Source organism: Priestia koreensis (assembly GCF_001274935.1).
Taxonomy (GTDB): domain Bacteria; phylum Bacillota; class Bacilli; order Bacillales; family Bacillaceae_H; genus Bacillus_AG; species Bacillus_AG koreensis.
This window is the reverse complement of the sequence record NZ_LILC01000023.1, coordinates 362,020-384,353: the sequence shown is the minus strand read 5'-3', so window position 1 is coordinate 384,353 and position 22,334 is coordinate 362,020. Positions and strand designations below refer to the sequence as shown.

The following is a 22,334-nucleotide window of genomic DNA, read 5'->3' as shown; positions in this document are numbered from 1 at the left end:
AGGAATTACTACTCATTATACATTTACATCTAAGAAAAAGAGGGGGAACTCATAAAGTCAAGTATGATAAAGAGGGTTACACCGTTTTTAAATTCAAAATATAAAGAATTTTGATTAGAGTCATATATATAGATCCTGAATTAGCACCGTTTAAATATCTCTCGCGAAAATTATATGACGATATAATGAAAGATCCAAACCCAGCAAAATAATTCAGTCAAACAGAGATTGAGTTATTCAAGTTAGGGAAGAAGGCAAAATCAATCACATTACATCATTAAGAGGCTAGTAAAATGCAACTTGCTGATTACGACGAACATCAGGTTGCGGGTCATACAGATGGTAGCGTAATTTGGGATAGTAGAGATGACGGCTGAACAGGTAAACAGAAGAATATTGTTTTGGGGATGATAAAATGAGCAGAGTAACTTGGTTATTTACGGACGGAGCGATAGCTGAGCAAGTAATTATTGCTGTGGAAAATTCATTTGGTATCAGATTTCCAGATGATTACCGTGAATGCATCAAAAAAATAACGGCGGTTATCCTGATCCAAATATTTATGATATTGATAATGATGAGGGTGGAGCAGTCTTTGATTGTCTATTAAGTTTTACAAGCAAAGATGCAAATATAGAAATTGTTTCTTGCATTCTTGGTGGTCATGATTGTAAGGCAGCACTACTAGAAAAAGAACTTCCTGATGCAGAAGTAAGTTATAGTGTTGAGTATGAGGACGAACCTTCAAGAGATCGGGGAAATGCTGAATCAGCTAAAGGGCTTAAAAGTCAAAGGAGTGAAAGTATGGATTTTGACATCCGAGAGATACGAGAATATTATGACTCAGAAACAAGAGACTATGATTTTAATGACTTAGTTAATTTAGGGATAAGTGTTGAAAATGCTGATTTTATGATCAATATTGGAGTACCAAAAGAATTTGGCGATTTTACATTCTATGATTTCCCGAACTTCGGAAAAATAGTAATTAAAGAAGGGGAATTTATCAAAGTAGGTCATTGTGCGCCGAATGAATATGGACTTTACTTAAAAGAAGGGAGCGATGAGCTTTTCATTAGTTCTTCCTTACACGATCCTTTCATTTATACACTTAATCAGAACTTAAGAACGTTCTTCTTGTTTCATTTGATTAGGCAGGAACTATCAATGGAAATGAAAAAAGAAGGTGTATTTACTTCATATGACTACGCTGTTGAGTTAAGGAAGGTGTATGAGCAAATTGACCCCATAGCAATGGAGGAAGTAGAAGGATATTGGTCACATTTGATAGAAGACTATGAAACCCTATGAATTGCGTGATAGAGTCTAGAGTTATCCTTTAGAAGCTGCTAGTGTATGGTTCAACCGTAATATTTCAGTGATAATATCACGGTTTACCTTGTTTTTAGGATGAAAGCGTTAGGTAAATGACGTCAGAAGGAGTAAAGTATGAAAATAGAAATACTCAATGATTCCTACTATACAGGATTTGAGGGCGAGCCTAAATATTCACTATTTCTGACCTTGAATGAAATATGCCTTTCAAGTTTTTTTAGTATCAAATAAATGGTTACCATTCAATTACATATAGACACATTATTCATGTATAAAAAGACAAAGGAAGATGGGGTGTAAGTGGAAAATTTAGAGATTATATTTACTGATTTTAATAAGGGGAAAATTGATAAATTAATTTATGAAGAGCTTAAATTATCTACATTAAAACTTAAATCATCACATTTTTATGATAATATTTCAGAAAAAGATTTGGATTTTTCTGAAGTGAAAAACATAGAAGAAGTTTTATCACCGAAAGGTACAGGAAATATATTTTTAGAGGAATTGAAGTTAGGTATCTTATTAAAAAATGTAGTAATAGTTTTCTCATTTGATGAACAATATGGTGACATCGTATTTAACTTTCCTAAAAACGAAATATTAACGGATGAGACACACGATCATAAGTTAAGGTTGAAACAGTTGGTCTATTTTCTAGTGAACTTGAAAAAAAATTATGATATTCCAAAAATTATAATTGGTTATGAACCTGCAACTGATAAAGATACTTTGTTGATAGAAATTAATAAGGTAGCTAATTATGATGAAGAAATAGAAAAAATACTTTCTTAGATTTTTTAGTTCAGTGATAGAGTACCTAAATGTCGGCCTATAGCGTGAATAAGCTGAAGAGGTAGAGTAGGTGAATTAATATGAATAAATACAAAGAATTTATTAAAACAATGAAACGCGAACATTTAAATAACGCGGCAGTTATTGATGTTTTAAACATATATGTAAATGGACATAATTTCGTAAAACGTTTAGAAGATTTTAATAATAAAAAGGGGGAGCGTCGAGAATATAACGGAGTAATTTATTCAGATGAATATGAAAAAGATGATGAATCTTATTTTGGACAAAATAAGGTCTTATTTTATTCTGGGGATAGCGATGATGACTGTGATATTGTGAGCTATAGTGAATTATACCAATATCTGCGTGCTGCATGTAAATTTTACATAGAGAAAAACTTTGAAAAGAAAGAGATCATTGAAGAACTGTTGATGAAGCTTAAAAACACATATGCTTATTGAGTAAGTAATAGTAAAAGCGTTTCTGAATTAATCCAGAAACGCTTTTTTTCTTGCGAATGATAAAAAATGGCTAGACAAATTACAAAAACAGCTTGAACATTATGGTAAACATACGTCATATATACTTCATCATAAACAGCCTATAGATAGAGGTTGAGAAATATACAATCTTAATCATTTAATTATTACTTCACCAAAGAAGAAAAATGTGTCCTAGAGAAGGTATGATTTTCTTATGAGATAATAAAAAATGCATTGTACATAAAGATAAATCACTAATGAAAGCAAAATAATAGCAGATGAGTAGGAGCGCGTGAAGGTAATAAAATAGTTAATAAAGGGATGAAGGACGTAAGACTAACTGGCAGCAGGACAGAACAAGACATAAGAAAGTAATAGAAATTTAAGTTATATGACTGATTAGCAATTAGTTGTGTTTACTAATAAATTAGGAGACGGATAGCAATGAGTTTTGAAACAGAATTAAATGAGTTATATAAAGAAATTGCACAGCAGGTTGATGATATGATTCCAACTGAATGGAATAATGTTTATTTTAATGGTGAAGTGAAGGAGGGAGAAGGAGGAGTTTTTTTCTTTTTTACGCCCAAAGGTGAGGACCAACATATCTTTTCACATTACAAAAATATATAGTATAGATAAGAGAGCTTATAATAAAGAACTACATAAATTGTTTCAACTCACTACCCAACTTCAAAAAGTTTTTACTAATTATCACCAAGATCCCTGGTTTTCAGTGACATTCATCTTAAATGATACCGGTAAATTAAATGTCCATTTTGATTATACAAATTGGCATGATAGTGAATTTGGGCCAACAGATAGAATTAAGTATTTTGAGTATAAATACATAAGTCAAAACAAAGAACAGCTAGATTTAATGGAGAGAATGAAGAAATTTGAAGAGAAGAGTATTTGAAGTAGGAAGAAAATAGCTACTTTTGAGTGATTTACCTGCAACTTTAATTGGTTAAATGCCTTTCAAGATTTTTTGGTAGAACTGAATGAGATGATAAAGTATCTAAAATTCTCTGTTTTAGTAAATAGAGGAGGAAAGTGAATGTACGAAAAAGTAGATGCAGAATTGTCTGAAAATGGCACAGATAATTATTTTTATGATGATGAATTTATGTATGTGCAAGAATTGATGAGTGAGTTTACTACTATTGATTGGGAGAATTTAATTCGAGGATTAAAAGATAGAGATGATAACTATAAAATTAGATTAGCCTACTGTATAGAAGAAGATAACGGAGTATATGGATTTAATTTATTATTAGATTTACTTAATGAGAGTGATGAAGTGGCTGAATATGCAATAGATTCTTTACGTTCTTTTGATGGTGAAGAGTATAAAAAAATAATTGCTTCTAATAAGCAAATAAAGGAAAAAGTAGAGGAATTACTGAAAAATGCTAGTTTACCTATTGAAAGGATTTTAAAAACATTTTTACAACAAAACAAATTATAAACTTTCGTAAATATTATTAAACTTAAATTAAAGATAGGAATATAAAAAATATTGAGAAAAATAAAAATTAACACAGCACGAATTGAATGATGTTAAAACAATACAACTTGTACAATCAGTAAAACTAGATATGTAAAAAATGTTGATAGTGAATACTTGTTTAGTAAAGGTAAACAAATTGGTAAAGAAGGATATAGACAACATTTTTGTGCAGCAATTAGATGAAACTTTATGTACAGTAGGAATAGGGGGGAATTATGGAGAATATAGCAATCAATAATTTACCAAAAGAAGTTAAAGTATGCTTTGTTTTAGCAGTTGCTGAGAGAATATTTTCTGTAATTCGCAAGGATGATGAACGATATTCAGATGGAAGAGAAGCTTTGGATAGATGTTGGTTATGGGTTGAATCACATGCTGTTACTGGAGATGCACTATATGAGCTTATTGATCGCGCAGACTTTACGGGGATTTCAGAATTTGCCGAGGAGGAACTAGATTTGAATGTGGCTAAAGTGTGGTCGTTATTAGTTGATGCGGTCGCTTATACTTCTTGGGAAGCCTATAAAAATGAGAACGCAAAATATTTACCGCAGTCATTAGAAAGTATCTCAATCAATAGTATTTCAATTTTCTTACATAGCGCAGTGGAAACCAGCTTTATTACGGTAGAAGAAATTGAACAAATGGCAGCCGTTATGACTAATTATCGGAGTGAAAATACTGAAATCCCAACAAGACGAGAAGATTTTATCAATATATTTTAAGTGGGGATTGAATGCCATAAATGAAAAACACCTGATCAGAAAAAGGAGTTATTTAATAGAAAAAAGAAAAAATGATTATAAATAACTTTTATATTCTACACCGTATAACTAATCTATTGCCCACTTCTAGGCCACTATTTAGAAAAATCCTGCACAATTTTCTTTCATAACGACATCCTTATCATTAAATTTTTATATGTCGTATACCTTAATTTGCTCTTGCTTTGCAGCTTTTTTAATACTGAAAATAAGATTATTCCAGGGCATGGCTGCTTGTATAACGAATGAAGACTAATCTAATTGAAAAGATTAACATCTAAAGATATCTTTAAGCGATTGACAGGAAACCAGTTCATAAGACATGAGAGAAGGCGGTGTATGAATGACACAAGAAAATGAAGGAAAACAAGATACGCTCATGTTGGATGTGAGTGTCGTTCAAAATTCAACGGAACTTTATCGTTTGTTAAAAGAATACCTTGAATTACCCTGTTTCTATGGAATGAACTGGGATGCAATTACTGGACTAATTGAATTACCTGAAACTTTGATTTTTAGAGGGTGGAGAAACATTGAAGAAAAATTACCAAGAGATTCGCACATCTTTATTAACCTCTTAAATGATTTTAACGAACAATATCCACATCGGAAATATAAAGTCGTTTATCAGTAATATGTGGAGTGCAAATTAAAGTCATTGATGTTGGGAGGATGAATACAGTGACGAGGATTCATGATGAATTGTTTGGAGAACTTGAATATGAAAAAAAATTTTGGCGAGGCGAAATGACTATTAAAATGTTTAATGTGGAGAGAAAAATATGGTTGAGTGTTGATGGACATGAAGACGCTGATTTTTCAAATGTACAAAGAGATGCTTTTCGTAATTTTGTTCAAAGTATGAACTATATTATAAGCGAGGCCGAGAAGGAAGTTTATGCGTACTATAATGAGAATGTCGATGAATATAGAGAAATATTAGAAGAGGAATTACAAGAAAATAAAATTGCTCCTAAGATAGATTTTTTAACTAGATTAGCAGAATTAGTAAAGCCTACTGAATTAATTGTAAGAAGAGTAAGGAAGAATGGTAAGAGAAGATTGGGGTTATTGTGCGATGTGTCTTGGGAAATGGAGGATGGATTGGGTATAAAAATTGAAGATGAAGTTGTAGAAGAGGTAGGATATCAAGATATAGTTCTATAAATGTATAAAAAAATGGAGGGGGGAAATCAAAGCTAGTACTTGATTCAGAATCTAAGTATCAAGTGCTTTTTTTCATATCATGGAATTAGTTGAGCACCGCGAAAAATAGTTGGTAATAGAACTAGTTAATTAGAAGCGACTTAATTAACTAGTTAAATGAAGGAAAAAAACAAGTACAGATTAGTGATACAACATAAGTGAGGAGGTTACGGAAATGAATTTTGAAACTGAACTAAATGAACTGTATAGACAGATCGTTCAACAAATTGATGATATAATCCCAATTAAATGGAGCAATCTTTATTTGAATAGTGAAGTAAAGGATAAAAATGGCGGTGTCTTCTTCTTTTTTACGCCTATTGACAGCAATGAATCAGTGTATTCTCATGATATCCCATATATGTATCTAATAGAGGAAAGTGTCTATGACAAGGAACTTCATAAATTGTTTGAATTAACAGCTAAATTGCAGCAGATATTTATTGATAATGACCAACAACCTTGGTTTTCTGTGACACTATTACTTAATTCAGTAGGAAAACTAACAATCCATTTTGATTATACAAATTGGTACGAAAGTGAATTTGGTCCAACAGATCGAATTGACTATTTTGAGTATAAATACATAAGTAAAAACAAAGAACAACTAGATTTAATGGAGAGAATGAAGAAATTTGAAGAACAGAAAAAACCGAACTAACCGAATCTAAACGATGAAGTGATGATGAGAAAGGTGAAAATAATGTTCAACATTAGTTTTAAAATATTTGAAAATGATGGGGCAGTGGAAAAGGAGATCAATGGGGCAGATGGGTATTTCCAATTTGAAATTTGTGATGAAACCTACGGTATATTAATCACTGAAAATATTGATGAGTTTTCAGTTTCTATTTATTGGTGGTTGAATTATTTTTTAGAAGCAGTATTGATTTTGAAAACTGAAAATTATGTTTTAATCAGTGATATTGAAAAGCCTAAGATTTGGATTGAACTGTTAAAAGAAAAAAGTTTAGTGAACATGAGTAAAGTTACGGCTGATAAACCTGAAGGAAGTGGAGCAATCGAAACAAAGGAAATGCCAAATTTAATCCACCAGTATTGGAAAGATAAACGAATTAGTTATGAGATCCTTAAAACGGAAGTAGTAAATAAAACTAAGTTATACATTGAAGAGTTAAAGGTATTAAACAATGAACTAAATAAAGATATTTTGCATTTGGAAAGTTTAATAGTAGAAGTTGAAAAATAAATTCTTTCATAGCTGTAGTCATGCAGGAACAGCGCAAATGTGTTGGCCAGTACCTTATCCATGGAATACGGAATGTGAAGGTTTACTAGTGTGGATGAATATTTCTTCACTACCGATACCAGTGGAGTTTTGTCCCAACGGTCCTTTAGCTTTAGGAGCTAAAACATATTTTGGTGGTCGTATATTGGACATGTTTGGTAAAGATTTATTGTTAAATAGTCCAGGTGTTGTATCAGAATTGTCTTGGGGCGGTATTTGCATAGATCTTTTAAAGGATCCTTTGAGTGCTGATAGTGATACATTGCTTGATAATTGGTTACACTCAAAAATATTTAGAGACGGCTCAAGTAATAGCTATACCGAGTTTTGATGAGGATCGGATTGGTGTATCTTATTCTCCAAATGTCGTTTGGGAAAACGATCTTAAAAGGTAAACCAAAGGAAGAGATAAGGGAATTATGTTCTAATGGGCTGTAAGGAGTAATAGCAAAGGATGAGGTGTTATATTGTCTTCTAACAAACTAGGAGAACCTGTTTTTCAATTCTTGGCTGGAAATTTTCATCAAGATATTGACTCACCAGAACAGGCTCTATAACAACTGTTAACAGAGGGAAGTAAAGAGTATTTGGAATCTGCTATTGTCTTTTTAACAGATTTTATTGACGGTGAATGTTCAGAGATAGAAAAGAATGAATACATTCAGTCTTGTGCAGATGGCGTGTATTTTCCCGCTGGTTTAGAACCAATTCAGTGGTTATGTCAGGTTATTGAGCAAATAAGAAAATCTCTTCACACAAAATAATATCATGATAAAACTTTTCAAGTTTTTAATCTAGCTCTAATTAAAGCACACACTATTATTAGACAAATGTACAAGTAATAAGGGGGCATAAGCTGAAATAATTTCATTGAATAAATGCTTATGGTCACTTTTCCAATGACTTTAAGTCAGCGAAAAGTGAAGGATGACAGATGACTTGTTGAATCATTAATTAAAATAACTAATGACCGAGTAGAAGAATAAGTATAAGAACGTTTGTGAAATTTGTGCAGGGAGAAATAATTTTTGGGTGCGTATGTGCTGTTATTAAAAGAATATGAGAATGATGAGATTGTCATCTACAGTTTTGGACCAAATGAAAACATGATGGGTAAAATACAACTAAATAAAGTAAGTAAGAAATTTTCTGATTTAGAGCCTATCGCACATCCAAATATTCCAGCTAAGTTTTATTATGATCGAGCTTCTCGAAGACTGGCGGTATGTCTGCTTAGAGAAGGTAGGGATTTTCCAGAAAGAACAGCTTTTGAGTCATAAAAACGAACTTTGAATTGAGAATAATGAACCAACAGGCTGGTTTGTTTAAGAATTGAGCGCTTATAATAGTACCGTGTAGTTCTCTGAGCGGTAACAAAAGATATAATGTGGAAAATTAGGCTTACCTAAGAAAATAGACGGATGCAAAGCACTTGATCGCCTGAAGTAGGCAGAGGTGCTTTTTATTTTAAGGTGTCCGCAGAGCGTAGGAGTAATACTTTAAAAGTTAGAGTCAATGGCATTAGAGCTATTGGCTTTTTTCTATGGTTATCATGGAAAATATAGTTAGAGAAAATAATTCACCAACATTAGATACTATTCTTACATAATATTTAAAAGGTATAAATTCGTTGTTTCGATGTCTAAAAAAGCTTAAAAAACTTCTTCAGCACATTCACAGCATCTAAAGCGTTTACATTTTGTATAAGTTTTGTTTATATTTAGTACAGGACGAACGTCCCCTAAAAAAAACCTACGAGGAGTGGAAAAATGAAAAAAATCTTTTCAGTAATGGCGGCAATGGTTTTATTATTGGTATTCGGAACAGGGGCTGGTGCTTCTGCGGCCGGAAATGATGCAATGGTTCGAATCGTTCATGCTTCTCCGGACGCTCCGGCAGTTGATGTTGTGGTTGACGGGAAAACAGTTGTTGAAGGCGCTGCATTTAAAGCTGCTACAGACTACATGATGCTTCCAGCGGGAGAACATAAAGTTGAAGTCTTTGCGGCAGGAACAGTTGCTGACGGTAAGCCCGTTATCTCATCTAATTTAACCGTGGAAGCTGGTATGGCTTATACGGTAGCAGCCATTAACAAACTTGATTCTCTTGAACTAAAAGTATTAAACGACGATTTAAATGTAACAAAAGGAAAGTCAAAAGTTCGCGTTGCACATTTTTCACCAGATGCACCTGCAGTTGATGTAGCCGTTAAAGGTGGGGATGTCCTTTTCCCTGGAGCAGAATTTAAAGGAGTAACACAGTACTTAGAAGTAGATCCTGGATCTTATGATCTTGAAGTAAGAGGTGCGGGAACAAAAGACGTGGTTCTTGATCTTGCAGGAACAGAGCTAAAGGCGAATATGTCTTATACTGTCATTGCAGTCGGACTTGCAAAAGGCGAACCAGCTCTTGAAGCATTAGTACTAGCTGACCCAGCTATGATGCCTTCTGAAATGCCGAAGACGGGAATGGGTGGAACAGCTGACACTCAATCACACAACTACCTACCAGTAGCAGCGGCAGCAATCCTTGGATTAGGTGCTCTGATGGCATATGGAATTAAGAAAAAAGCAAGCAGTCATTAAAATGGCAGCTCTTGTTCTCTTATTGGCAGGATGTTCTCAGGCTAGTAAGGAGCCAGTATCTGATGTAAACGATACCAAGGTCGAACAAGCTTCTGCTGTTTCGATGGCATCTGATCAAGCACCTACAAACTTGAAACCAATGAAGCAGGCTGAAGCAAAAGGGGTTAAACCGGTTCGAATTAGTATCCCGTCTTTAGGTATACGCGCTGATGTTGAATCCGTAGGGCTTACTTCACATGGTAAAATGGAGCTCCCCTCTGATGACAAACGGACTGCATGGTATGAAAACGGGGCTCAGCCAGGGGAACAGGGTAATGCTGTTATAGCTGGACATGTTGACAACAAGACAGGACCATCCGTATTTTTTGATTTGAAAAGGATCAAGCCTGGAGACAAGATTATTGTTTCCGGAAAAAGTGGTGAAGAGCTTACGTTTATTGTTCAGGAGAAGAAATCCTATCCGTATGATGATGCACCCATTCCTGCGATATTTGGTTTTAGTCAACAAAGAAAGCTCAATTTAATTACTTGTACCGGTGATTTTGACCGTAAAAAGAAAACGCATTTGAAGCGTCTTGTGGTAACGGGGGTTTTAACAGAAGAAAGATAAAACCCCGCAGCATGATGTTGAGAAACTGATAGTGCATCAAGAAAACCCCCGAACGGAGAAATTAGTTCGGGGGTTTTAATGTTCTACAGACAGGTTACACCGGAATAGTTAATCCATTCTCGATGTCATTAACCATACGCTATCATAGATGTGATAGACGCACTTTTCCCGAGGTAGAACTGATAAATCACTGGTGGAACAAACAGATATAAAAGGGTGATAATGAGTTAATCTATAATTTGTAGCAAACGCTTGTTTAAGAGATTGATAAATAAGTAAACATTTATATGGATTGAGGTTGAAGATTGTTAAGTGAATTAAGTGGTGAATGTAAGCTAATTGTAAATACAAAGTAAGACATAAGAATATATTTTTTTAGACTCTATACTACGCATAACATGGATATGAGCATTTTTTTAGATTTTTATGAATTAATGGATCAAAGAGTAGAAGGAAGAATTGATCGAATGAGTAATGTATTTTTAATGTTTGGTGAACAGGGGATAAATGAAAGTTTGAAAGGTATCCATTTTTATAATTACCTTATAACTCGTAGACACAGTTGATTGTCTGTATCAACGTAAATAGAGCCATTCCTCAATGGCCCTTATTGTTCACGTGTTGTTAGTCTAGTAGAGGAACTACGGGTAATTTTTCGTATTTAAACAGAACGAGTTTGGCTGTAACCTGAACTTCTTTCGTTTTTTTATATCCAAATTTCTCATAAAAATAGTGATTTCGAAAGCTTAAATAAGGGGTATACAAAGTCCATAATTTCACATCGGAAAATTTCGCCTCTAGAAATTGAAGAGTAGCCGTACCAGCTCCTTTGTTTTGATGAGAAGGAGAAATGAACACCTTGCTAATATGCATCCGCTCATCGTTACCTCTTACATCCATTGCACCAATTATCGTATCATCGTCTAAAATCGTAAAGTGATGGTATTTTCTAATGTTTTCCGCTAGTTTTTCATCTGTTTCACAAGCAGGATTTGTTTCCACATCCTCGTATTTTTCTAAGTCTTCTTGAAAAGAGGCTTTTTGGATGGGAAGCAAGCATTCTATATCTTCTAAAGTTGATCTTCGAAACGTTAACGCCATCTTCTCTCCTCCTAAATTATTGTTAATTATATCATTATATGTTATTTGGAAGAATATTCAATATTACGGATTGAAAATACCTACTTGATGCTAATGGTCTGAGCGCTAATAAACTAACGAAAGGGGGAAGAGAATAGTGAATAGAAAATATGAGCTACAGGAACGCAAAGAAGATATTGATCATTTAATGTCTATCTATTTTGATTTTATAAATGGAACATATTTAGAAGTGGCATTAAAATGCTTTGCTGCAAGAGAAGGCTATGGACAAGAAATCATATTTGCCTTTTTTCATTCCGATTTAGATGACTTTGATTCGGCACATTTACCTAGACCTTTAGATGACAAACATGTTTTGATTGAGCTAGGTTATCCAGCCGTGGAGATAGAACAGCTGGCTTTTTTAGATTTTAAAACGTTTTATCATTACCTGGAGGAAAACGTCAAAAAAGAAGTGGAAATAAATCCGGAAAAAACACGGCTAAACGACTTATTAGCTGAAGTAAAGTGTAGCTTGTATGATCGTGCTTTTTAAAGAAGTGAATAAAAAAGGTAAGAAATACGGTGGAAATTATGAAATTGGTTAATACATGTCTTTCAAATCATGAATTAAGTGTGCAGGAGATAAAAGCAGTCTGTGACCTATTCAAAGAGCACTATGATGAGAAAATAGAAGTAAGTCGTTATAAATATGAAGACCGGAACTATTATGAAACAGATTTTGATTTGGTTGAGGTAGATTTTTATAAGGAGCGTATTCATACGAGCATTCAAACATTAATTACGATTCATGAACAGGCTATTGCTTTAATAGATCAGCCTATAGAAATAATTGTTGCGAATGATGATACAGACACAGAGATTTGATTATTTGATGAGATTGGAGAAACACAAAATATCAGTTCAAAAAACAACAATATCCATCTTTACTGTAATAGTAAACTAATTTTGTGTTTTTCTGTAATAGATGTAAATAGTTAATTTAATTGCATTTATTGCAAAAATATATATCAAAAGTCTTGTTGTAAATGATAGCAATTACTAAAAGTCGTATTGACTCTTTGAATAATTTGTATATCTTGTAATTATTAGGTTATGGTTGGAATGTAAATATTTAGGTTTTTTCGGTTGTTAAAAGGGTAGTTTAGATAGTAGAATTGCCGGAAAAAGATTTGGTTCATAGATATATTTTTCTTAATTCATGCCAAATTAGCACCTGCTGCATGCGGAAAGATTTAGTGGCTTTTTTTTTATAGTTATTACACAAAGTAGTTCACAATTTGGAAAGTTTTATGCTAGAGAACAAGTGCTTAACAATTAAATGCACAAATAAGCATTTTTAGTAAAAAAGTCATTTTGAAAATTAGGGAATATAAGGAAAAAATGCTTATTCATCTTTTTTTTATACGTGTTACCCTAATAGTTATAGATAAAGAAAATAGCCGTAACTTGTTATTCAATGAGGAAATTATAACTAGGGCATATAATAAAAGGGTAGACAAGACGAATGTAAAGTAGGTGTAAATAGGTGACTGAGCAATACATAGCGTATTTGCAATCGCAAGTAGATATTAAGAGGAAGTATATAGAAAAGTTGAATATTTGTAAGACCGAACTAATTGAAATTAAATCGGATTATGGAGAAATGGCTGATGAATGTATGGACCCAGCATTATCAGCGTCCACATGGCATGGTACATTAGCTACTCAATTTGACAATATTAGAAGAGATGGCTTTCAGGCTGCTTATATAGAACTTACAGGAGAGAAAGTGAGTGAGCTTATTACCTCAATTTCTCAAAAAATAACTGAAATACAGCAAGAGATTGCAAGTTTGCAAGCAAGCATTATGCATGCTCAGCAAGAATTAAATGAGCAAAAAGAATTAGAGAAATTGAATGTTTCAAAAGGAGTTTCCAAATTATGAGCAAAGAAATTAAAGTTAATTATGCCATCGTTGAAAAATCTATTAGCGAGTTAGAAGCAGCCGGCCAAGAATTTACAGCTAAATACCCTTTTCACATTGGAAATGGAAACACAATGGATCTGGTTAATAAAATTAACTCAATTAATGCAGATTTGCAAACGATTGTATCAACCTATCAGACACTTTTAGTACAACATGCAAAATTAACGTCACAAGCAATCGACAAAATGAAAGAGGCAGACCAACGTCTTTCTACAGATATGAGGGCGGAATAAATACAAGGGAGAGGTACAAGGTAGGGATGAAAACGTTACAAAACGAATCACTTATTAGCGGAATTGAGGCTACACTAAAAACTATTAAATTAAGTCGTATACAACTAAAGACAGTTGCTAAAAGTATTCAAGCCATTATAGGATTAGAAGATGAGTTGAAAGGTAGCGGAGGTAACTCGATTCGAGCCTTCTACCAAGAATGTCACGGAACATTTCTTGTAATGTATGAAGCGCTTTTAGCTACTTATGAATCGAACTTAACTGAACTGAAGTCTGCAGTTAAAGGCTTTGAGTCGGATGAAAGTGGAGTCGTTGTAGAAGGATTCTTACACACTGATCTTCAAAACGGTCTAAAAAAAATGGATCAGAAAATAGATGCTTTTGCTGAAGAAGTTAGTACCTCTATTGCTAAAATAAGCGAAATTCTTTCTTTAAGCGTACCTGATCAAACAGAATTTCACTCTGAAATGAATGCTTGCGTGAAAAAAATAACGAAAACGATTGAAGACTTACATACGCTAGATAGTGAACAAACGAACGCGTTGGGTGGAACAAGTAATGATGCAACAGCTCTCCTTAAGCACATTAACGTACTTAAAAATGGATTTACGGGCGGGTCTTCAACGATTACAACCTATCTCACTAAAACTAAGAAGCAAGAAGACAAGCAAGAATCTGAGCCTATTAGTGGTGCAAAAAATGAATTGAGAAATCAACTAATGGAAACAGATGCTATGAAAAAGCTTAAAGATACAAAAGCGTTTTTAGAGGATATACCTTTAAGCGATAATGATATGGTTAGTCTAGATCTCTTAGCACCTATTGGATCTATTGGAAATTCAATGGGCCTTAGTATGGATATGAAGGATATGAAGGAAGCTTGGCAACAAAAGAATATGGGTGTAAGGGTAAAAAAATCAACCTACATAAACCCAAGAACTGACAAAAAAACAGTTTCGTATAAAATTAAACAGGGGAGACACTTGGAGATTAAAGGGAAAAAGTATGACAAGACTTATATTGATAGTCAAAGAAAGAGAGGCACTCTTAAAAATTTGAAAGTTGCTCAGTATGTTGATGCTCTTGAAGGAGCAAAGGCAAGTTTAAAAACGGGTCCTGCTTGGCTTACAGTAGGTGTAACTACGGGCTTGGATATGAAAGAAAATATTCAAAATGGAGAATCTGCTGAGCGAATTGTTGGAGATGCAGTTGTTGATATTGGTATGGGTGCAGCTGGGATGGCAATTGCTGGCGCAGCTACTGCGCTGGCAGTGGGAACTGTAGGTGCACCATTATTAGTAGGAGCAGGAGTAGGGTTTGTCGCAGCCACAGCTTTTACTTATTTTACTGAAGGGTTAAAAGCAAAAGTGGGGAAAGAAAAGAAAAGTCTTTCTGATTTGGCCAAAGACGGAGTGTGTAAAGGCTTAAAAACAATTAGCAGTTGGTGGAAATAATAAGAGGTGATATAGAAGATGAAATTGAATCCCAATGCAGACCGCAAAGATATTCCACGTCATTTATTAGGACAGCTCATATATGACAATACATTTATGCGGTTTAAATTTACAACATTCTTTGTCACGTTTGTTCTCATTGGCTTATTGACCCTAGGGCCATTAGTATTATTTCAAAACAAAGTGACTCTTTACATTGTGTCCTCACTAGTAGGACTTTTAGTCATTCTCAATTTTCGTGTCCTGCTAACGAGAGAAGAGAATTTTAAGTATTTGACGACATTGTATTTAGGGTTTGCCGGTTTTGTAGGAGCCATGGCCTATTTTATAACGTCGCTTCAAATAGCTAAAACAGCAGGTGTTTCATCAGTCATTTATTATATAGTTGCAGCGTTTTTCTTTTTAGTGAGCTGGTATGTGTTTATCTATATTCAATCTAAAAACTATAAAATAGAGCCGCCTGTTACAAAAAAAAATAAGGCATCTCTTCCAGTTGGGCCATGGATTTTTTTTGGAGGACCTTTAGGATATGTAGTTGTACAATTTTTACTAGCGGGCAACCAGTATTTTTTGCAATTGTTCATGACATTTATGTATCAATTTTTAGCTATATTCTTTGTTTATATGGGTGCGAAATTTTTATCTCAGTGTTGGTTTATGTTACAAAACCGACATTTAGTAAAACGCTTAAATAATGAAAGAAAAAACAAAAAAATGGCAAAGAGGCGCACGAAAAATGTCTAATCTATTATTACCAAATGGTTCCGTTGTACTGCTAAAAGGCGGGGAAAAAAAACTTGTCATTTACGGCAGAAAGCAAATGTCTCTTGAGGGAGATGATGAAATTTTTGATTATCTCGCTGTGCCTTTTCCAGAGGGATTTATTAATCAGGAATATACGTATGTGTTTAATGAAGAAGCTATTGAACACATTATTTTTAAGGGATATGAGGACGAGGATGAGCGAAATTTCCAAGAGTTTTTAGAAGGTGTCAATCAAGAAAAAACACAATAATGGTTTAACAAAAAAGAGTAAGTCCTGCAGGACTTACTCTTCTTTGTTAGGACATCGTGTTATTGCTAAATAAATCATTAGAGAGGTAAGCGCATGACATAAGATTCAAACATATAATTGAACGATATTTTACATGACACCATACTTTTGTTGTCTATAGCAGTGGGGTAAAGTTAATGCGAAGCAAACGCTCTTAATTTCTTTTCAATTAAAATGATAGGCAGTATTAATACAATAATTCCAAGGATTGCATTAAGCAGCGACGTTGCATTTGATGAATAGGGTGAGAGAAGTGCAACTAATATATTGACGAACAGTAATAAAACACCGAGTTGAAGAGAATACGTCCCCAACAATTTTTGGGAGTAGTTCCAGCTTTCTTGAGAAGATTGAGAGCGAGGAGATCTGTATCCGTACAAAGAATTAATATTCTGTGGTGGTTTGAACGTGAAAATTACCCCCACTGTAATCATAAGGATTGGGATAATAAAATCAGTCGCCAAAGATAAAATCATTACATTACCTCCGTCTGTTTTAATATCGATTCAGCCTTATTTATGGAAAGACCGAATCGATTGACTCTTCTTTATATCCATCGTAATAAATTAGAGCTGGTTCTTCTATTATGCCACAAAAAAATGAGTAAGGGATTTTCCGTTAACATTTAATAGGAAAATTTTAAGTGACTTTCACTATAAAGAGTCGGCCGAGTTCTTAATAAGTTAGTCCTTAACAGAATGAGTTCCAGAGGGAGAAGAAGATAATGACAAAAAATGAGATGCGAAATCTGTTGCACAACATTTTAGAACTAGAATCAAAAAAATTGGATATGCCTTCAGTAAGTGATTGGATAAGAATTGAAAAAAAGTTTAATCACCGGTTTTCAAGGGAGTTCCGATTTTTCATTGAATTAATGGCGGAGTATGATTTTCCTGGTGAAATTTTAAATGTTTCTAGTGGTCGAACTAACGGAAATGATTTCATCGAATGTACGTACGATATTGAAAGACGGCACGGAGAGTGGGAGGAGGGGCTCATTCCTTTTTATAGCATCGGAAACGGTGACTTCTTTTGCCTTCTGACAAATGAAGAGGTCAACGAGGTGGTTTATTATTATTCACATGAAAACAGCGGTATTGAAAAAGAAGCAGATGACTTTCAAGAGTGGTTAATTCAACTACCATTCTTTTTGAGGTAAGAAGTCCGTTAAATTCCTTTTTGTAGCAAACATTACAGGGAGTAACACCTTCCGTAGATCATCTTATATTGACTCGTAAATCCTAAAATATCCTCTTTATATGATATGAATAGAAACTTGGACGTCAGTCCAAGTTTCGATCAAGCAATGCCCCTGTTTGTTCTGCGATCACTTTAGTCGGAATATGCATGCCGTTTTTAAACCACCATTCTACTGTTCCGACCATTGCTGAAGAGAAGAATTGAATTGCAATTTCAGGACTTAGCCCGTGATTCGCTCCTTTTGTTGTATCCACTTCAGGGCCAAATTCTTGAACGACCAAGTCTAAAAAGCGACTACGAAAATAGTGAGCGCCTTTGCTTTCTAGCATAGTCGAAAAGAATAGATGATGTTCCTCAAAATAGTCAAACCAAATGTAATTCCCTTCCTGAAACGTTAAATCAGCTGCTGAATGGCATAGGTCTCTCAGATTGTCCATATGTTCTTCAATCATCTTATCCAATAAATCATATTTGTCCATATAGTGAAGATAAATGGTTCCTCGATTTACATTTGCTCGGTCCGCAATGTCTTGAATCGTAATATCATCAAAACGTTTATCAATCATTAATTCAGTTACTGCCTTTTTAATAGCCTCTTGGCTTTTTAGTATCCTACGGTCTACTTTCGCCATGTTAAAACCTCACTTTTTTCAAAAGATATTCAACAACATATAGCAATTTGTTGAGTAATCAACGAATTGCGTTGCATTGATTATTGAGTATCACTTCTTTTTCTTTATAATTATAAACAGATGTTGATTAATGAATCAATGTTGATTAATGAATCAATGTTGATTTTAGACAAGGACATGCTATGTCGAAGCAATAGAAAAAGTACGTGTAACAGGAGGAATGCTGATGAGCCGTATTGATAAGAGTAAAGAAAAATACACGGAGCTGTTTGGGTATGGAATGCCGACTACACAAGTTACAGATCCAGAATTTCAAGACATTCTAAACCACTTTATTTTCGGAGAAGTGTTTTATGAAGGTAACTTAGAAGACAAGGCGCGTGAATTAATTACCTTGGTGGTTCTAACGACCAATCAGACGATTCCTCAATTAAAAGCGCATGTACAAGTAGCATTAAATGTCGGACTGACGCCTGTGGAAATTAAAGAGGCTGTTTATCAGTGCGCTCCGTATATTGGGTTTCCTAAAACGTTGCATGCTATTACGGCAGTGAACGAAATCTTTGAAGAAAATCAGATTTCGTTACCGGTAGAGAGTCCAAAAACAGTAAATGAACAGAATCGTCTACAAAAGGGTCTTGCTAAGCAAATAGAGATTTTTGGGGACGTTATTCAAACGATGCAAAAGAATGCTCCGAAAAATCAAAAGCATATACAAGAGTATCTATCAGCTTTTTGCTTTGGAGATTTTTATACGCGCAGTGGGCTAGATGTAAAAATGCGAGAGTTGTTAACATTGTGTATCATTAGCGCGTTAGGAGGTGCGGAAAGTCAAGTGAAGTCACATGTACAGGGGAATCTTAACGTGGGAAATGATAAAGAAACGTTAATTGCAGCAATGACTCACTGTCTGCCGTATATGGGTTTCCCTCGAACATTAAATGCATTAGCTTGCATTAATGACATCATTCCTGAAAATTAAGGGAAGATGATAGGGTTGATTCACAGGTTCTAGTGTAAGGAAAGAACAAAATGATAAGAAAATAGATAAGACAATTGATCATATGGAAAATGATCTAAAGGAGAGGAAAACATGTTTAATCAAACTCATACGTTCTCAAATAGTGTAAAAATTCCACTCGTAGGTCTTGGAACGTGGCTTCTTGATGATGACCAGGCAGCACAGGCTGTTCGTGATGCAGTATCTGCTGGGTACCGTCATATTGATACGGCTCAGGCTTATATGAATGAAGCAGGAATCGGAGAAGGAATTCGTTCTTGTGGGATCGCAAGAGAGGAACTTTTCATTACGACAAAGGTTGTGGCAGAAGCAAAAACGTATGACGAAGCCGCGAAGTCAATTGAGGAATCGTTAACAAAATTGGGAATGGACTATATTGATCTTCTCATTATTCATAGCCCACAGCCTTGGGTGGAGTTTCGTGAAGAAAAACGCTATGACAAAGAAAATCAAGCGGTATGGAAAGCGATGGAGGATGCTTATAAAGAAGGAAAAGTAAAGGCAATTGGTCTGTCTAATTTCCTTCAAGATGATATTGAGAACATTCTAGAAAGCTGTGAAATCAAGCCGATGGTCAATCAAATATTGGCACATGTTAGCAATACGCCAATAGATGTAATTGAATTTTGCCAAGAAAAAGACATCCTTGTAGAGGCTTATTCACCGATTGCCCATGGTGCGGTTCTTAATAACAAGGAAGTGAAGGTAATCGCTGATAAGTACGGGGTATCTGTTGCGCAGCTTTGCCTACGCTATGATATCCAGCTTGGTCTTGTCGTCATTCCGAAGACAGCCAATCCAGAACACATGAAAAACAATTTAGAGATTGATTTTGAGATTAGCGAGGAAGATATGGAGACGCTGAAAAATGTAGAACAAATTCAAGATTACGGTGAACACAGCTACTTCCCTGTATTCGGCGGAAAGTTAACGTAATAATTTGAGTTGAAAAACAACTCATCTTAATTGTTAGAGGAGGGACAAAAATGGCAAAACATGAAGAGATAAAAAACGGTGTGATTTTTCCAACGGGAGAAAAAAATGAGGTGTATTCACAGTTTTTTGTTGGACAAAGCTATCTGAAAACGTTAATTTCAGATCCTAAAGTAAACGTTGGGGTTGGTAATGTGACATTTGAACCTGGCTGTCGAAACAATTGGCATATTCATCGCGATGGCTTTCAGCTTTTATTAGTCACAGGCGGTGAAGGATGGTACCAGGAAGAAGGGAAACCTGCGCAGTTTTTAACAGCTGGAGATGTGGTCGTCACTCATGACGGTGTGAAACATTGGCACGGTGCAGCAAAAGACAGCTGGTTTGAACACATTGCGATCACATCAGGAACACCAGAATGGCTAGAGGCAGTAACAGACGAGGAATATAACAACGTAAAATAAATAGGATTAAATCAAAAGACTTATTGATCTATATATAATAGGATCATTAAAGACTTTTAAATAATATGGTGAATGGTCGCAATGACAAATGAGGTTTAATAGTATCTTTTTAAGGTGTATCAACAGAAAAGTTGATACGCCTATTTTTTCGCTTTAGCAATACATTTAAAGGTGTTATTACGATTTGACATATATAGCTTTTATTCGTTTTATGACTACATTACATTTCCGTGGGTTTAGTAGGAAACACTAAAATGAGGTGTTGTCTGTGAAGACTTGTATCAGTTTTCTAATTGGATTCCTTCTTTTGCTTCCCGGTAGTATTACAGCCGCAGAAAATGATGGATATGAGATGGTTAGCCGTAATAGTGAAGAAAATATCACTCTTTACAGCAAGAAATTGGAGGGACTATACAGAGGATTAAAAATAAATTTTAAAGGTGGTATCTACACAAATCCTTTCTGGAATAACGAAACAAATCCCACTTATGCGCCGCAAATTTATTATACCGACATTAACCATGATCACAAGAAAGAGCTAATAATTATCTTAACTACAGGATATGGAACGGGTGTCCTGTTGGAAGAGATCCATGTGTTTCATATCATTAACAACGAGTTATTTGAGGTTCTTGTTGATAATCCTTTAGCCGTTGTTTATAAGAATGTAAGAACGAAGCTATCAAATGTAGAAGCGGAGATCCGTACAAGAGAAAAGAACTATAAAGTAGATATAGCGCCTGTTGAAAGTAAACATGGAAACCTATTTGACGATGTAGCCTTCGGAAGTATTGTAGATTATGAAGTAATCCACAATACTCTCATGGTTAGACTAAGTGGTCAAATATCAGATGCGGGTTTTCTTGGAGATATTGTCATGGGGTATGCGTACAAAAATAATATGTATCAAGTACAAACAATTCAATTTTATCACAGCATTAAACAAAATCCTTTTTACGGCCCTCTGTAATGGTAAATTGGAAGAAAAGGCTATTATCTATACGCAATATTAAGCAACCAAAGAACGGTTTACTAATAGGTGACAGTTCAGTGTACATTGCTGCTGTATTTCCAATTCACTTGAGGTGATAAATTGAAAACCCTTATTCGTGTATTCGTTATTCTAACTTTGTTGTACCATTATCCGGAGTTAACGGTTGCTAAAGAGATTAAGTATAATCATGACAGTAAAACGATCTCTGAAATAAAGAAAGAAGTAGACTTTACGGTTTTGACTCCTGTCAATATTCCAAATGATTGGACGTTAGATATTAAGACATCACCTTGGATAATGCTTCATTATATGGATAGCAAGGATACCGAGTTGATGGTCGCTATTCATCTCAGAAGGGTATTTCCGCTATGTTAAAAAGATTTTCCTTATGCTCAACAGGTAGATATTAACGGACACAAAGGTTATTTTCAGGGATGGGAAGATAGCGGTAAAGTAGATAAGAACGGAAATAAAATTACTGGCGGTTTACTTCATTGGACGCAAGGCGGAACTTATGTAGAGATGAACAGTTCAAGATTATCGAAGGAACGAATGTTAGAAATCGCAAGGTCAATGAAATAGCGTTGTAAAAACCTACTTTAAAGACTAAAAAAAAGCAAGGGAGAACCAATTCCATTGCTTTTTTTGTCTGCTGATTTATTGCTGATCGGAAACGTCTGTTCACCAGTGACCGTGTGGATTAATAGGGGAGCCTAGACGAGACTCCCGTAAAAAAA

At 34.6% G+C, this 22,334-nt stretch carries 28 protein-coding genes and 4 pseudogenes; 29 read left to right on the top strand and 3 right to left on the bottom strand.

Going from position 1 to position 22,334, the window contains the following annotated elements; all coding sequences use genetic code 11:
* Window positions 1-415: 415 nt before the first annotated feature.
* The 15 genes and pseudogenes from AMD01_RS18070 to AMD01_RS17995 form a co-directional block, all read left to right on the top strand.
* A pseudogene (locus tag AMD01_RS18070) lies at window positions 416-645 on the top strand (SMI1/KNR4 family protein); the annotation flags it as partial.
* Window positions 646-1,635: 990 nt separating this feature from the next.
* The gene (locus tag AMD01_RS18060) at window positions 1,636-2,130 is read left to right on the top strand and encodes a hypothetical protein (RefSeq protein ID WP_053402842.1); all 495 of its coding nucleotides are present in this window, start codon (window positions 1,636-1,638) and stop codon (window positions 2,128-2,130) included.
* 80 nt (window positions 2,131-2,210) lie between these two features.
* Window positions 2,211-2,594 carry a ribonuclease toxin immunity protein CdiI gene (cdiI, locus tag AMD01_RS18055; protein ID WP_053402841.1) on the top strand — a complete coding sequence of 128 codons (384 nt, stop codon included), beginning with the start codon at window positions 2,211-2,213 and terminating at the stop codon, window positions 2,592-2,594.
* A 465-nt stretch (window positions 2,595-3,059) separates the two neighbouring features.
* Window positions 3,060-3,534: pseudogene (locus AMD01_RS18050) on the top strand (immunity protein YezG family protein).
* 141 nt (window positions 3,535-3,675) lie between these two features.
* Window positions 3,676-4,086: a hypothetical protein gene (locus tag AMD01_RS18045; RefSeq protein ID WP_053402840.1), complete on the top strand. Its 411-nt coding sequence runs from the start codon at window positions 3,676-3,678 to the stop codon at window positions 4,084-4,086.
* Between the two features lie 257 nt (window positions 4,087-4,343).
* Window positions 4,344-4,853, top strand: coding sequence for an Imm6 family immunity protein (locus AMD01_RS18040; protein WP_053402839.1), 510 nt, complete (start codon window positions 4,344-4,346; stop codon window positions 4,851-4,853).
* 382 nt (window positions 4,854-5,235) lie between these two features.
* Complete coding sequence (locus AMD01_RS18035) at window positions 5,236-5,526, top strand: barstar family protein (protein ID WP_053402838.1); 291 nt, start codon at window positions 5,236-5,238, stop codon at window positions 5,524-5,526.
* Window positions 5,527-5,573: 47 nt separating this feature from the next.
* Window positions 5,574-6,059, top strand: coding sequence for a DUF6985 domain-containing protein (locus AMD01_RS18030; protein WP_053402837.1), 486 nt, complete (start codon window positions 5,574-5,576; stop codon window positions 6,057-6,059).
* Window positions 6,060-6,273: 214 nt separating this feature from the next.
* A complete protein-coding gene (locus AMD01_RS18025) occupies window positions 6,274-6,759 on the top strand; it encodes an immunity protein YezG family protein (RefSeq protein ID WP_053402836.1) in 486 nt (161 codons plus the stop codon).
* 21 nt (window positions 6,760-6,780) lie between these two features.
* Complete coding sequence (locus AMD01_RS18020; protein ID WP_157052786.1) at window positions 6,781-7,308, top strand: hypothetical protein; 528 nt, start codon at window positions 6,781-6,783, stop codon at window positions 7,306-7,308.
* Window positions 7,309-7,333: 25 nt separating this feature from the next.
* Window positions 7,334-7,742 (top strand): annotated as a pseudogene (locus AMD01_RS24545) (hypothetical protein); the annotation flags it as partial.
* Window positions 7,743-7,811: 69 nt separating this feature from the next.
* A pseudogene (locus AMD01_RS18010) lies at window positions 7,812-8,111 on the top strand (contact-dependent growth inhibition system immunity protein).
* A gap of 264 nt (window positions 8,112-8,375) precedes the next feature.
* A complete protein-coding gene (locus tag AMD01_RS18005) occupies window positions 8,376-8,627 on the top strand; it encodes a hypothetical protein (protein WP_053402834.1) in 252 nt (83 codons plus the stop codon).
* 489 nt (window positions 8,628-9,116) lie between these two features.
* Window positions 9,117-9,932: a DUF4397 domain-containing protein gene (locus tag AMD01_RS18000; protein WP_053402833.1), complete on the top strand. Its 816-nt coding sequence runs from the start codon at window positions 9,117-9,119 to the stop codon at window positions 9,930-9,932.
* A gap of 1 nt (window position 9,933) precedes the next feature.
* Window positions 9,934-10,542 carry a class F sortase gene (locus AMD01_RS17995; protein ID WP_169775988.1) on the top strand — a complete coding sequence of 203 codons (609 nt, stop codon included), beginning with the start codon at window positions 9,934-9,936 and terminating at the stop codon, window positions 10,540-10,542.
* A gap of 624 nt (window positions 10,543-11,166) precedes the next feature.
* Here the strand turns inward: AMD01_RS17995 and AMD01_RS17990 are convergent.
* Window positions 11,167-11,643, bottom strand: a complete 477-nt coding sequence (locus AMD01_RS17990) for a GNAT family N-acetyltransferase (RefSeq protein ID WP_053402831.1) — start codon at window positions 11,641-11,643, stop codon at window positions 11,167-11,169.
* A gap of 136 nt (window positions 11,644-11,779) precedes the next feature.
* Here AMD01_RS17990 and AMD01_RS17985 point away from each other — a divergent pair, with 136 nt between their 5' ends.
* The 7 genes from AMD01_RS17985 to AMD01_RS17955 all read left to right on the top strand — a co-directional run bounded on the left by AMD01_RS17985 (window position 11,780) and on the right by AMD01_RS17955 (window position 16,314).
* Window positions 11,780-12,178 carry a hypothetical protein gene (locus tag AMD01_RS17985; RefSeq protein ID WP_053402830.1) on the top strand — a complete coding sequence of 133 codons (399 nt, stop codon included), beginning with the start codon at window positions 11,780-11,782 and terminating at the stop codon, window positions 12,176-12,178.
* Between the two features lie 38 nt (window positions 12,179-12,216).
* Window positions 12,217-12,510: a hypothetical protein gene (locus tag AMD01_RS17980; protein WP_157052785.1), complete on the top strand. Its 294-nt coding sequence runs from the start codon at window positions 12,217-12,219 to the stop codon at window positions 12,508-12,510.
* A gap of 661 nt (window positions 12,511-13,171) precedes the next feature.
* Window positions 13,172-13,570 carry a YwqH-like family protein gene (locus AMD01_RS17975; protein ID WP_053402828.1) on the top strand — a complete coding sequence of 133 codons (399 nt, stop codon included), beginning with the start codon at window positions 13,172-13,174 and terminating at the stop codon, window positions 13,568-13,570.
* Window positions 13,567-13,845, top strand: a complete 279-nt coding sequence (locus AMD01_RS17970) for a YwqI/YxiC family protein (protein WP_053402827.1) — start codon at window positions 13,567-13,569, stop codon at window positions 13,843-13,845. The genes AMD01_RS17975 and AMD01_RS17970 overlap by 4 nt, the downstream gene beginning before the upstream one ends.
* A gap of 26 nt (window positions 13,846-13,871) precedes the next feature.
* Entirely contained in the window at window positions 13,872-15,299 is a 1,428-nt protein-coding gene (locus tag AMD01_RS17965; RefSeq protein ID WP_053402826.1) for an LXG domain-containing protein, read from the top strand.
* Window positions 15,300-15,323: 24 nt separating this feature from the next.
* Window positions 15,324-16,043: a hypothetical protein gene (locus AMD01_RS24540; RefSeq protein WP_211263406.1), complete on the top strand. Its 720-nt coding sequence runs from the start codon at window positions 15,324-15,326 to the stop codon at window positions 16,041-16,043.
* Complete coding sequence (locus AMD01_RS17955; RefSeq protein WP_053402824.1) at window positions 16,036-16,314, top strand: DUF4176 domain-containing protein; 279 nt, start codon at window positions 16,036-16,038, stop codon at window positions 16,312-16,314. Before AMD01_RS24540 ends, AMD01_RS17955 begins: the two co-directional genes overlap by 8 nt.
* Window positions 16,315-16,487: 173 nt before the next feature.
* Here the strand turns inward: AMD01_RS17955 and AMD01_RS17950 are convergent, their stop codons facing one another.
* On the bottom strand, window positions 16,488-16,829 hold the full coding sequence (locus AMD01_RS17950) for an SdpI family protein (protein ID WP_053402823.1): 342 nt from the start codon (window positions 16,827-16,829) through the stop codon (window positions 16,488-16,490).
* A 248-nt stretch (window positions 16,830-17,077) separates the two neighbouring features.
* On the opposite strand from AMD01_RS17950, the gene AMD01_RS17945 reads away from it, so the two are divergent.
* Window positions 17,078-17,512, top strand: a complete 435-nt coding sequence (locus tag AMD01_RS17945; RefSeq protein ID WP_053402822.1) for an SMI1/KNR4 family protein — start codon at window positions 17,078-17,080, stop codon at window positions 17,510-17,512.
* Window positions 17,513-17,636: 124 nt separating this feature from the next.
* Here AMD01_RS17945 and AMD01_RS17940 read toward each other — a convergent pair whose 3' ends face one another.
* Window positions 17,637-18,185 carry a TetR/AcrR family transcriptional regulator gene (locus tag AMD01_RS17940; RefSeq protein WP_053402821.1) on the bottom strand — a complete coding sequence of 183 codons (549 nt, stop codon included), beginning with the start codon at window positions 18,183-18,185 and terminating at the stop codon, window positions 17,637-17,639.
* A gap of 226 nt (window positions 18,186-18,411) precedes the next feature.
* Between AMD01_RS17940 and AMD01_RS17935 the strand changes: the two genes are divergently transcribed.
* From AMD01_RS17935 to AMD01_RS24790, 6 genes are all read left to right on the top strand, one after another.
* On the top strand, window positions 18,412-19,167 hold the full coding sequence (locus tag AMD01_RS17935) for a carboxymuconolactone decarboxylase family protein (RefSeq protein ID WP_053402820.1): 756 nt from the start codon (window positions 18,412-18,414) through the stop codon (window positions 19,165-19,167).
* A gap of 111 nt (window positions 19,168-19,278) precedes the next feature.
* The gene (locus AMD01_RS17930; protein ID WP_053402819.1) at window positions 19,279-20,142 is read left to right on the top strand and encodes an aldo/keto reductase; all 864 of its coding nucleotides are present in this window, start codon (window positions 19,279-19,281) and stop codon (window positions 20,140-20,142) included.
* A gap of 50 nt (window positions 20,143-20,192) precedes the next feature.
* Entirely contained in the window at window positions 20,193-20,603 is a 411-nt protein-coding gene (locus AMD01_RS17925) for a cupin domain-containing protein (RefSeq protein ID WP_053402818.1), read from the top strand.
* Window positions 20,604-20,871: 268 nt separating this feature from the next.
* On the top strand, window positions 20,872-21,573 hold the full coding sequence (locus AMD01_RS17920; RefSeq protein WP_053402817.1) for a hypothetical protein: 702 nt from the start codon (window positions 20,872-20,874) through the stop codon (window positions 21,571-21,573).
* A 123-nt stretch (window positions 21,574-21,696) separates the two neighbouring features.
* Window positions 21,697-21,972 (top strand): hypothetical protein, encoded by a 276-nt coding sequence (locus AMD01_RS24795; RefSeq protein WP_245638972.1) that lies wholly within the window; start codon window positions 21,697-21,699, stop codon window positions 21,970-21,972.
* A gap of 30 nt (window positions 21,973-22,002) precedes the next feature.
* Window positions 22,003-22,179, top strand: a complete 177-nt coding sequence (locus AMD01_RS24790) for a DUF4367 domain-containing protein (RefSeq protein WP_245638977.1) — start codon at window positions 22,003-22,005, stop codon at window positions 22,177-22,179.
* Window positions 22,180-22,334: the final 155 nt, after the last annotated feature.

Bases quoted from the DNA above. Each gene is read 5' to 3' on its own strand.
- cdiI (WP_053402841.1), top strand. From the start codon at position 2,211: ATGAATAAATACAAAGAATTTATTAAAACAATGAAACGCGAACATTTA.
- AMD01_RS18045 (WP_053402840.1), top strand. From the start codon at position 3,676: ATGTACGAAAAAGTAGATGCAGAATTGTCTGAAAATGGCACAGATAAT.
- AMD01_RS18040 (WP_053402839.1), top strand. From the start codon at position 4,344: ATGGAGAATATAGCAATCAATAATTTACCAAAAGAAGTTAAAGTATGC.
- AMD01_RS18035 (WP_053402838.1), top strand. From the start codon at position 5,236: ATGACACAAGAAAATGAAGGAAAACAAGATACGCTCATGTTGGATGTG.
- AMD01_RS18025 (WP_053402836.1), top strand. From the start codon at position 6,274: ATGAATTTTGAAACTGAACTAAATGAACTGTATAGACAGATCGTTCAA.
- AMD01_RS18020 (WP_157052786.1), top strand. From the start codon at position 6,781: ATGATGAGAAAGGTGAAAATAATGTTCAACATTAGTTTTAAAATATTT.
- AMD01_RS18000 (WP_053402833.1), top strand. From the start codon at position 9,117: ATGAAAAAAATCTTTTCAGTAATGGCGGCAATGGTTTTATTATTGGTA.
- AMD01_RS17995 (WP_169775988.1), top strand. From the start codon at position 9,934: ATGGCAGCTCTTGTTCTCTTATTGGCAGGATGTTCTCAGGCTAGTAAG.
- AMD01_RS17990 (WP_053402831.1), bottom strand. From the start codon at position 11,643: ATGGCGTTAACGTTTCGAAGATCAACTTTAGAAGATATAGAATGCTTG.
- AMD01_RS17980 (WP_157052785.1), top strand. From the start codon at position 12,217: ATGAAATTGGTTAATACATGTCTTTCAAATCATGAATTAAGTGTGCAG.
- AMD01_RS17970 (WP_053402827.1), top strand. From the start codon at position 13,567: ATGAGCAAAGAAATTAAAGTTAATTATGCCATCGTTGAAAAATCTATT.
- AMD01_RS17965 (WP_053402826.1), top strand. From the start codon at position 13,872: ATGAAAACGTTACAAAACGAATCACTTATTAGCGGAATTGAGGCTACA.
- AMD01_RS17955 (WP_053402824.1), top strand. From the start codon at position 16,036: ATGTCTAATCTATTATTACCAAATGGTTCCGTTGTACTGCTAAAAGGC.
- AMD01_RS17950 (WP_053402823.1), bottom strand. From the start codon at position 16,829: ATGATTTTATCTTTGGCGACTGATTTTATTATCCCAATCCTTATGATT.
- AMD01_RS17945 (WP_053402822.1), top strand. From the start codon at position 17,078: ATGACAAAAAATGAGATGCGAAATCTGTTGCACAACATTTTAGAACTA.
- AMD01_RS17940 (WP_053402821.1), bottom strand. From the start codon at position 18,185: ATGGCGAAAGTAGACCGTAGGATACTAAAAAGCCAAGAGGCTATTAAA.
- AMD01_RS17935 (WP_053402820.1), top strand. From the start codon at position 18,412: ATGAGCCGTATTGATAAGAGTAAAGAAAAATACACGGAGCTGTTTGGG.
- AMD01_RS17930 (WP_053402819.1), top strand. From the start codon at position 19,279: ATGTTTAATCAAACTCATACGTTCTCAAATAGTGTAAAAATTCCACTC.
- AMD01_RS17925 (WP_053402818.1), top strand. From the start codon at position 20,193: ATGGCAAAACATGAAGAGATAAAAAACGGTGTGATTTTTCCAACGGGA.